This is a genomic window from Stenotrophomonas sp. UBA7606 (assembly GCF_002477705.1).
Classification (GTDB): domain Bacteria; phylum Pseudomonadota; class Gammaproteobacteria; order Xanthomonadales; family Xanthomonadaceae; genus Stenotrophomonas.
In genome coordinates this window covers 1-10594 of the sequence record NZ_DLJW01000007.1, presented here as the reverse complement: position 1 = coordinate 10594, position 10594 = coordinate 1, and the positions used below count along the sequence as shown (strand labels likewise).

Genomic DNA, 10594 nt, shown 5'->3' with positions numbered 1-10594 from the left:
GCCAACGAAGAGAACACCTATGGCTACGCGCTGTGGGACCTGAGCGTGAACTACGACACCGGCCGCTTCGGCCAGCTGTCGCTGGGCATCGAGAACCTGTTCGACAAGCAGTACGTGTTGACCTGGTCGCAGCTGCCGGGCTGGCAGAACTACTTCTCCGGCCGCGGCCGGATGGTCTCGCTCTCGCACACCATCAAGTTCTGATAACGGGCTGATGGACAACGGCGCCACGGGCAACCGTGGCGCCGTTTTCTTTGCCCGCCGGATGCGTCACAAGCGGATGTTTCTTGTTGCGCCGCAAGAAAAAACATCGCCTTTCTTCAACCAACAAAAGCTCACGTCTGAAGCTAGCCGCCCGTCCTTCTTCCCTGCCCCTGCGCACGCCTAGGCTGCATCCACGGGGGCACGGCGCGTCGGGAGGGACGTGGCCAGCGGTCATTACCTGCAGCAGTCGCCGCACGCATGCGGCAAAGCAGTTCAAGCGCGTCTTCTCATACATCCATCGAGATAAGAACGAACATGAAGAACTTGCCTGTGACGTTGGGGGTTTTCCTGCTGGCCGCGGCGGTCAGCGACAGTGTGCGCGCACAACAGGTGGACGCGGCGCAGGCGCGCGAGGACGAACGCGCCGCCAGCAGCAGCGGCAGGAAGCCTGCCCAGGCCACCGACCTGGACCGGGTGATCGTCACCGGCGTGCGCGCGCCCAAGGCCGTGGACAAGATCCCCGGCGCGATCTCGATCATCACCCCGGAAGAGATCCGGCAGTCACTGGTGATCACCGAGGACAACACCGCGGTGCTGGCGCGCACCATCCCCGGCTACGCCGAATCCTCGCAGGCGATGACCAACTCCGGTGAGTCGCTGCGCGGACGCATCCCGCTGCGCCTGTTCGACAGCATCCCGCAGGGCTCGCCGCTGCGCGAAGGCACCCGCAACGGCACCTTCACCGACATGGGCGTGATCGGCCGCATCGAGGTCATCAACGGCCCGTCGGCGGCCGAGGGCATCGGTGCCACTGGCGGGGTGATCAACTACATCTCCAAGGTGCCCGAGCACGACGGCAGCGAAACCACGATCAGCGCGCGCTACCAGACCCAGTTCCACGACGACAGCGTGGGCTGGAAGCTGGGCCTGAGCCACGCGATCAAGCAGGACAACTACGACTTCCTGGCCAGCGTCTCGCAGCTGGAGCGCGGCATGGCCTACGACGCGAAGGGCCGCAGCATCGGCATGAATTCCAGCGGCTCGCTGGCCGACTCGCAGTCGCGCAACCTGTACATGAAGGGTGGCTTCAACTTCGGCCAGGACGGCGAGCAGCGCCTGCAGGCCACTTACAGCAACTTCAACATCGGCGGCAACGGCGACTACATCCAGGTGGTCGGCTGCAAGGGCCCGCATGACTGGCCGCCGTGCGACACGCCGTACCCGAACACCTCGGTGAAGGGCCACATCGACGGCCAGCGCGATGCGCTCAACAAGTTCATCCAGTACAGCCTGCAGTACACCCACAACGACTTCTTCGGTGGCACGCTGGACCTGGTCGGCTACCAGGCCGACCAGGGCATGCGCTTCCTGCCGGAGAACGGCGCCGACCGCCAGCTGGTCAAGCCGGCGCCGGCCGACGACGCCGACCGCATCTTCGACCAGTCCGAGATCCAATCGGAGAAGAAGGGCCTGCGCACCTCGTGGACGCGCCCGACGCTGTTCGGCGTGGATGGCCTGGAGCTGCACACCGGCGTGGACTTCGTGCAGGACGTGGCGCAGCAGCGGCTGGTGATGACCGACCGCGTGTGGGTGCCGCCGATGGACTACAGGAGCGTGGCCCCCTACGCGCAGCTGAGCTGGGACATCGGCCCGGTGACAGTCAGCGGCGGCCTGCGCCGCGAGAACGGCGAGCTGGACGTGGACAGCTACACCACCGTGGCCTACCGCAACAGCGTGTTCGTCGAAGGCGGCACCCTGGACTACACCGCCAACCTGCCCAACATCGGCGCGATCTGGCGCGTGACCGACCAGTTCTCGCTGTTCAGCGCCTACAGCAAGGGCTTCACCCTGCCGGACATCGGCATCCCGCTGCGCAACGTGAACTACACCGGGCAGTCGGTGAAGGGCATCCTCGACCTGCAGGCGATCATCGTCGACAACATCGACATCGGCTTCAACTGGCGCGGTTCGCGGGGCGCGCTCAGTGGCAGCTGGTACCACTCCACCTCCGACTTCGGCGCGTCGCTGGAAGTGGACCCGCTGACCAGCGACTTCATCATGACCCGCGCGCCCACCGACATCAAAGGCATCGAGTTCACCGGTGAGTTCCGCTTCACCGACACGTTCAAGATCACCGGCCTGTACACGCACCTGCGTGGCTGGACCTCGTTCTGGGGCCCGGACCCGCAGGGCCGCTACGACGCCGGCCCGTTGAAGAAGCCGCTGGGCATCTTCGACGCCACCCCGGACAAGATCAACGTCGCTCTGGTATGGAAGGCGTTGCCCAACCTGGACGCCACGCTGGGGGCGAGCATGCTGCGCGACCGCCACCTGACCAGCTCGGCGGTGCGCGAGTACGACGGGGAGACCTTCGACTACGACGAGAAGATCAACGGCTACACGCTGTGGGATCTGGGCGTGAACTACGATAGTGGCCGCTTCGGGACGTTCTCGCTGGGCGTGGACAACCTGTTCAACAAGTACTACATCCTCAGCGGCTCGCAGGGCGATGGCTGGCAGAACTACTGGGCCGGTCGTGGCCGGGTGGTCTCGTTGAGCTATTCGTACACGTTCCGCTGATGAGCTCAGGAGTGCACGCCATGCATCAAACCATCGCAACACCGCGCAGCCGTCGCTGGCTGCGCCGTGGCACCGCACTCCTGTTGTGCCTGTCCGCGCCGCTGCTGCACGCTGGAGACCGCTGGCAGCGGCTGGATGGTTTCCTGCAGGCCAGCACCGCACCGGGCCAGTTCCCGGGCGCGGTGGCGCTGGTCGAGCACGATGGCCGCATCGTGTTCCAGCAGCACTACGGCCACGCCGACAGCGCTGGCCACCGGCCACTGCAGGCCGACAGCATCTTCCGCATCTATTCGATGACCAAGCCGGTGACCTCGGTTGCCGTGCTGATGTTGCTGGAGGAAGGCAAGCTGTCGCTGGACGATCCGCTGGCCCGCTACCTTCCCGAGTTCGCCGACCGCACCGTGGTGACCGGCGGCGACCTGCAACATCCGCAGACCGAAGATGCACCGCGTGCGATCACCCTGCGCCATCTGCTCACCCATACCAGCGGCTTCGCGGCGGCGTCGGACACGCACCGGGTGGCGACCAAGCTGTTGACCGCGGCCGATGTCGACAGCGCGACCTCGCTGCAGGACGTTGCACGCCGCTTGTCCACGCTACCCTTGGCCGATGCGCCCGGCACCCACTTCCATTACGAAGGCAGCAATACCGAGCTGCTGGCGCGCGTGGTCGAGGTGGTCAGCGGGCAACCGTTCGCGCAGTTCCTGCAACAACGCATCTTCAGCCCGCTGGCGATGCACGACACCGGCTTTGAAGTGCCGCTGGCGCAGCGTGGTCGCGTGGTCGAACTGCCCACCAGCAACGACGATGGCAGCCTGCGCGTGGCCGACACGCTCAGCGCGCGCAATCCGGGTGTGCGCCTGAAGGGCTATGACAGCGGCGCCGGCGGCCTGTATTCCACCGCTGCCGACTACCTGAAGTTCGCCCATATGCTGCTCGATGATGGCCGCAGTGGGAAACAGCAGCTGCTCGCGCGCAAGACCGTCGATCTGATGATGAGCGACCAGCTTGGTGGCTTCGAGCCAGCCATCAGCAGCTATGGCGCGGGCGAAGGATTCGGCCTGGGCGGCTATGTCATCACCAACCCTGCTTACCGCGGCAAGCTCGGCAGCGTCGGTCAGTTCGGCTGGTCCGGTGCCGCGTCCACGTACTTCACCATCGACCGCGAGGAAAAGCTGGTGGCCATCCTGCTGATGCAGTACCTGCCCAGCGGTGACAAGGCCCTCGCCTCACCTTCCACCCGTTTCTACAACCTCGTTTACCAGGCCATTCCATGAGTTCCACCGTTCTTGTCGCCGGCTCGGCCAATCTCGATTTCGTGGTGCGTGCAGCGCATGTGCCGGCACCGGGTGAAACCGTGCTCGGCCGCGAATTCCGTACCTTCCCCGGTGGCAAGGGTGCCAACCAGGCCGTGGCCTGCGCGCGTGCCGGTGGCGCTGCCACGCAGATGCTGCTTGCCCTGGGTGCCGATGACTTCGCCAAGCCGATCGAAGCCTCGTTGAACAACGCTGGCGTGCTGCTGCATGCCGTGCGCGATGCGCAGCTGCCTACCGGCACAGCCTTCATCTGCCTGTCCGATGATGCCGAGAACGCGATCACCGTCGCCCCCGGCGCCAACATGGCCTTGCTGCCCGAACACCTGCCAGCGCTGGATGGCGTGCAATGGCTGCTGCTGCAGCTGGAATCGCCACTGGCCTCGGTACAGGCCTATGCCACCGCCGCCCGCGCTGCCGGGGTGAAAGTCGCCTTGAATGCTGCGCCTGCGCAGGTATTGCCGGCCGAACTGCTGGCACAGCTGGACATGCTGATCGTCAACGAAGGCGAGTTGGCCGTGGTGGCCGGCAATCCGCCGGACCTGGCCACCGGCCTGGCACAGCTTGACGTACCCTGCGTGATCGTCACTCTCGGCGCGCGCGGTAGCCTTGCACGCATCGATGGGCAGATCCTGCTGCAGCCGGCGTTCTCGATCTCGCCACTCGATACCACGGCTGCCGGCGACACCTTCTGCGGCACCTTGGTCGCCCTGCTCGCCCGCGATGAACCGCTGCAGCAGGCCCTGCTGGCCGCCAGCGCCGCCTCGGCACTGGCCTGCACGCGCCTGGGTGCACAATCCAGTATTCCCGAACACGCCGAAGTACAGGCATTGCTGGCCGACGCCAGCCGCCTGCCCGGCACCGATGCCCATGCCGACCTCGCGGCGTGGTGCGCGCTGTAACCGTTACGCCTCCCCCCGCTTTTGTTGGATGACTGCCATGACCTCCCCCTACCCCGCCCCCGATTACGACACCGATTCCCCCGATCACGGGCGTGAGGCGATCCACACCGAGTACAAGTTCTCGCACGTCACCACCGGCCGCTACCTGCCGACGCCGGGCAAGGCACCGGCGTGGCCATTCGCCGACATTGGCAGCTGGATGATCGATGCCAATGCCAGCGCCGCCGACTGGTTGACCGAGCTGAAGGACTGGCGCCAGGAACACCTGGTGCGCATCGGCTATACCGACGTGAACTACCGTCGCCCGGAACTGCAGTGGGCGCAGCGCAACTTCGTGCACGCGCAGATGATGGTCGAGGACCGCTATTTCTTCGACGTGGAAACCGCGCAGTACACCGTCGACAAATACCTGGACGATCTGATCGAACGCTTCGGCGGCCTGGACTCGGTACTGATCTGGTACATCTACCCGAACATCGGCATCGACGACCGCAACCAGTTCGATCTGGCGCACACGCTGCCGGGCGGCCTTGAAGGTTTTACCGCTGCGGTGAAGGCATTCCAGAAGCGCGGCGTGCGCGTGTTCCTGCCGGCCAAGCCGTGGGACCACGGCACCCGTGACCCGGGCGTGACGCATTGGGACGGGCTGGCCGAGATCATCAAGGCCACCGGTGCCGACGGCATCAACGGCGACACCTTCAACGGCGTGCCGCGTGCATTCTTCGATGCCTGCGATGCCAACGGCAACCCGGTGGTGGTGCAGCCCGAGTCCACCATCAGCTCGGAAGAGCAGCTGATCTGGAACGTGCAGAGCTGGGGCAAGAAGGCACCCGATGGCCCGGTGCCGCCGGTGTCCAAGTGGAAGTGGCTGGAGCCGCGCCACATGGTCAACTACGAGAACCGTTGGGGCCGCAACCGCAACCACGACCTGCAGTACTGCTTCTTCAACGGCATCGGTTACAACGCCTGGGAAAACATCTGGGGCATCTGGAACCAGTTCACCGCGCGCGATGGTGAAACCCTGCGCCGCATGGCGTCGATCTACCGCCAGTTCCCGGCCCTGATCGTTTCGATGGACTGGGAGCCCTACCAGGTCTGCTACCAGGGCGGCATCTTCGCCAGCAAGTTCCCGGTCGAAGGCCAGTGCCTGCACACCTTCATCAACCGCAACGAATACGCGGTCAATGGCGAGCAGATCGGTCTGCCGCATGTGGACGGCACCCGTTACTACGATGTCTGGCACGGCGTGGAGCTGTCGCCCACCGTGCGTGATGGCCTGGCCATCATCGAACTGCCGATGGAAGCGCGTGGCTTTGGTGCGGTGCTGAGCGTGCAGGCAGGCGTTGCCGTTGAAGGCCTGGATGCGTTCCTGATCGAAGCCGCCAAGCGCGCCGAGCAGCCGCTCAACAGCTTCTCCGGCGCATGGAAGGCAATCCCGCAGCGGCTGCGCGAGATTCCCGCCACCACCGCGCAGGCTGCCGCGCCGCAGGGCATGGTCACCATTCCGGCTGGCGAATTCGTGTTCGCCGTTGGCGGTGTCGAGATCGAGGGCTTCAACTGGGCCGGCCAGGACGTGCAGTTCCCGTGGGAAGACTGCCCGCGCCGTCACCATCGCAAGCTGATGCAGATGCAGGCGTTCCATATCGATCGCCATCCGGTCACCAATGCGCAGTTCAAGGCCTTCATCGATGCCACCGGCTATCACCCGGCCGATGACATCAACTTCCTCGCCCATTGGGTGGATGGTGCACCGCGCGCCGGCTGGGACAACAAGCCGGTGATCTGGGTGTCGCTGGAAGATGCGCGTGCCTACGCTGCGTGGGCCGGCAAGCGTCTGCCGCACGAGTGGGAGTGGCAGTACGCCGCGCAGGGCAACGATGGTCGAACCTATCCATGGGGCAATGACTGGGACGCCAGCCGCGTACCGCAGGTCAACCGTGGCCGCCGCCTGCTGGCCCCGGCCGATGTCGATGCGCATCCGCAGGGCGCAAGCCCGTTCGGTGTCGAGGATCTGGTCGGCAACGTGTGGCAGTGGACCGATGAGTTCGTCGACGAGCACACCCGTGCGGCGATCCTGCGCGGTGGCTCCAGCTACCAGCCGCAGACCTCGCATTGGTATTTCCCGCAGGCCTACCGCCTGGACCAGCACGGCAAGTACCTGCTGATGGCCCCGGCCAAGGACCGCAGCGGCATGCTCGGCTTCCGTTGCGTGGTGGACGCGGCATGAGTGCGGCCATCACCAGCGGCCAGCAGCTGATCGCACCGGCGGCGGTGAAGCTCGACGGTGTGTTCGGGCAGATGCTCGCCGCCAACCGCAGCGGCCGCCTCAGCCACTTCATCGTCGATGAAGCCAGCCCCTCGATCAGCATCTTCGGCCAGGCGCACAAGCAGCAGAACCAGGAAGGCGACTGGTACGGCGAACACGCCGGCAAGTGGCTGTCGGCCACCGCCCGCGCAGTCGCACAGGGCAGCCAACCCGAACTGGAAGCCAACCTGCGCCGCGTCGCCGATTGGCTGATCAGCCAGCAGGATGAAGACGGCTATCTCGGCAACTATGCCGCCGACCGCCGCTTCACCGTGCCGCAGCCGCCCAAGCCCGAGAGCTGGAACGGTGAGCCGGCACTGCGCACCTGGGACATCTGGACCCACAGCTACCTGATCCTCGGCTTCCTCGAAACCTGGCGTGCGCTGGGCGATGACAGCTACCTGCAGGCCGCGCGGCGCATCGCCGACCTGTGCTGGCAGGCGCTGGAATCAGGCATCGACATCACCACGCTGGGCAACCACCACGGCATGTCGGCGACGGTGCTGCTGGACCCGGCCGCCGACCTCTACCTGGTCACCGGCGAGCCGCGTTATCTGGCACTGGCCGAGAAAATCCTGCAGCAGGCCAACGCCAATCCGCGCCTGGCCCTGCTCGACAAGGGCATCGCCAACGAAGATGCCGCCTTCATCGCCACCGGCAAGGCCTATCAGCTGTCGTGGAATCTTGTGGGACTGGCCAAGCTGTACAAGGCCACCGGCAAGGCCGATTACAAGCTGGCCATCGACAACCTGTGGAACAACATCCGCGAGCAGCACCTGACCCTGGGCGGCGGCCCGTGGGGCGGTGTAGCGCACCGCTCGCGCGAGGTGTTCAATGCCCCGCGCACCTTCTTCCCGCAGGCCTATGTGGAAACCTGTTCGGTGCTGGCATGGATGCAGCTCAACCGCGAGCTGCTGGCCATCAGCGGCCACGCGCGTTACGCAGACGAACTGGAACGCACTGCCTACAACGACCTGCTGGCGGCGATGGCGCCGAACGGTGAGGACTGGTGTTACTACACCTTCCCCAACGGCAAGCGCGTGCACACGACGTACTGGCGCTGCTGCAAGTCGTCCGGCGCGATGGCGGTGGAAGAGCTGCCGCAGATTGCCTATGGCGTTGCCGCCGATGGTGGCCTGCGGGTGAACCTGTACGGCGCCGGTGAAGCCACGCTTCATCACTCGGAAGCCGGCACGGTGGTGCTGCAGCAGCAGACCCGCTATCCATTCAATGGCGATATCAGCCTGCGGGTGACGCCCGAACACAGTGCCAGCTTCGGCATCGGCCTGCGCATCCCGGCCTGGGCCGAGGACGCACGCATCCAGGTCAACGGCGTCAACGTGCCGGTGCAGGTCGCTGCGGACGGTTACGTGCAGCTGCAGCGCCAGTGGCAGGCCGGTGACCTGGTTACGGTACAGCTGCCGATGCAGCCGCAGCTGCACCGCGCCGCCAACATCAACGTGCAGGAATCACGTGCACCGGACGGCTCGCCGGTGGCGCAGGAAGTGCTGCGCTGGGAATATGTTGGCCTGAGCTACGGCCCGCTGGTCTATGCGACCACGCTGATCGATGGCTTCAAGACCGATGAAACGGTGAAGCTGCCCGCAGGTGATCCGTCGCGCTGGCTGCAGGTAGGCCAGGACGAAGGTGAAGGCGCGCCGGTGACGATGCAGCTGGAGTGCCGCGCGCCGCTGGTGTTCGAGCCGTATTACCGCTGTGGTGGCCGCGTTCACGATGCCTGGCGCCTGAGCTGGCTGTCGCTGGCCCCGCACTAAGCCTGTCACCGCTGCCTGTCACCAGAAACTGTGAAGGCAGCGGTGGTTTTGAAGGCGATGACACCGCGATACCTGCTTTTTGTCCTCGCTGAAAATACCCGCACGATATGTTTCTTCCCATCCACCGGGAGGAAACTGCAATCAAGGATTCGAGTGCAGCCAATGTCAGCAAGCAACAACCCATCTCCGTTCGACATCGCCCAGCGCGATGGTGCCCGTGGCCCGCTCAGCGGCGTGCGCGTGCTGGACCTGAGCGCCTATATCGCCGGGCCGTACGGCTGCACCCTGCTGGCCGACCAGGGCGCGGAAGTGATCAAGGTGGAACCGCCGGTTGGTGACAACCTGCGCAAGTACCCGTCCACGCTGGAGGCCGAAAGCCGCGCCTTCCTCGGCGTGAACCGCTCCAAGCGCGGCGTGGTGCTGGACCTGAAGGAAGCCGACCAGCGTGCGGTGCTGATGCGCCTGGTGCGCGAGGCCGATGTACTGGTGCACAACTTCCGTCCCAGCGTGCCGGCGCGCCTGGGCATCGATTTCGACAGCCTGAACAAGATCAACCCGCGCCTGGTGTATTGCGCGGTCACCGGTTACGGCGAGGACGGTCCGCTCAAGGACAAGGCCGGCTACGACCAGGTACTGCAGACCATGACCGGCATGTGCGCGATGCAGGGCAAGCCCGGTGGCGCGCCGGAAATCCTGTACGGCTCGGTGGTCGACTACTACGCCGCTGCGCTGGTGGCTGCCGGTGTGTCTTCGGCATTGTTCGAGCGCGAACGCAGTGGCGAAGGCCAGTACGTGGGCGTGTCGCTGCTGCGCAGCGCGCTGACCATGCAGTCGGCACGGATGATCTGGGCCGAAGGCGAGCCCGAAGGCGTGGGCCGCGACATGCGCTCGGGCGGTGTTACCGGCATCCACCCGACCGCGCAGGGCCATCTCTACATCTCGGCCAATACGCCGCGCTTCTGGCAGGCGTTGTGCGACAAGATCGGCCTGCCGGCAATGGGCAGCGATCCGCGCTACGACACCGTGCGCAAGCGCGCCGAGCATTCCGACGAGCTGCTGGCCAAGCTGCATGCCGCGCTCGCCGCACGCAGTGCGCTGGAATGGGAAGCGCTGTTCGGCGAAGAAGTGCCGTGCGCGGCCGCGCGCAAGGTCGAGGACATGTTCGAGCACCCGCAGGTGCTGGCCGAGGAAATGATCACCACGCTGCAGCACCCTTTGCTGGGCAGCTACCGCGGCATCACCCGTCCCATCGTGTTTGGTCGCACCCCCGGCCCGCAGCCATTCGCCGCGCCAACCTTCGACCAGGACACCGCCGCTGTCATCGCCGCCGTCGATGATGGCGACACCCCCGCCTGATCCGGAGCACTTCATGAGCACTGCATCCAAGCTCGCGCAGCTGCGCGAACTGTCCGTCGTCGTCGCCGATACCGGTGATTACGACGCCATCAAGCGCCTGCGTCCGGTCGACTGCACCACCAACCCGACGCTGGTGAAAAAAGCCCTCGACCTGCCGGT

Annotated in this window: 9 protein-coding genes; all 9 read left to right on the top strand. The window is 65.6% G+C overall.

Translation table 11 applies throughout. The features are described from left to right. A partial coding sequence (locus B2527_RS01590) for a TonB-dependent receptor (RefSeq protein WP_293705769.1) occupies positions 1 to 204 on the top strand: 204 nt, incomplete at its 5' end. 10 nt (positions 205 to 214) lie between these two features. Continuing rightward, positions 215 to 388, top strand: coding sequence for a hypothetical protein (locus B2527_RS01585; protein ID WP_293705767.1), 174 nt, complete (start codon positions 215 to 217; stop codon positions 386 to 388). Between the two features lie 131 nt (positions 389 to 519). Next, positions 520 to 2784 carry a TonB-dependent receptor gene (locus B2527_RS01580; RefSeq protein WP_293705766.1) on the top strand — a complete coding sequence of 755 codons (2265 nt, stop codon included), beginning with the start codon at positions 520 to 522 and terminating at the stop codon, positions 2782 to 2784. A 20-nt stretch (positions 2785 to 2804) separates the two neighbouring features. Next, complete coding sequence (locus B2527_RS01575; protein WP_293705764.1) at positions 2805 to 4061, top strand: serine hydrolase domain-containing protein; 1257 nt, start codon at positions 2805 to 2807, stop codon at positions 4059 to 4061. Beyond that, the gene (locus tag B2527_RS01570; protein ID WP_293705762.1) at positions 4058 to 4999 is read left to right on the top strand and encodes a ribokinase; all 942 of its coding nucleotides are present in this window, start codon (positions 4058 to 4060) and stop codon (positions 4997 to 4999) included. Before B2527_RS01575 ends, B2527_RS01570 begins: the two co-directional genes overlap by 4 nt. A gap of 37 nt (positions 5000 to 5036) precedes the next feature. After that, positions 5037 to 7226: a formylglycine-generating enzyme family protein gene (locus tag B2527_RS01565; RefSeq protein ID WP_293705760.1), complete on the top strand. Its 2190-nt coding sequence runs from the start codon at positions 5037 to 5039 to the stop codon at positions 7224 to 7226. Next, complete coding sequence (locus B2527_RS01560; RefSeq protein WP_293705758.1) at positions 7223 to 9079, top strand: glycoside hydrolase family 127 protein; 1857 nt, start codon at positions 7223 to 7225, stop codon at positions 9077 to 9079. Before B2527_RS01565 ends, B2527_RS01560 begins: the two co-directional genes overlap by 4 nt. A gap of 162 nt (positions 9080 to 9241) precedes the next feature. Further along, a complete protein-coding gene (locus B2527_RS01555; RefSeq protein ID WP_282267488.1) occupies positions 9242 to 10435 on the top strand; it encodes a CaiB/BaiF CoA transferase family protein in 1194 nt (397 codons plus the stop codon). Positions 10436 to 10448: 13 nt separating this feature from the next. Continuing rightward, positions 10449 to 10594: transaldolase family protein (locus B2527_RS01550; RefSeq protein WP_293705771.1), on the top strand; the 146-nt coding region annotated here is incomplete at its 3' end.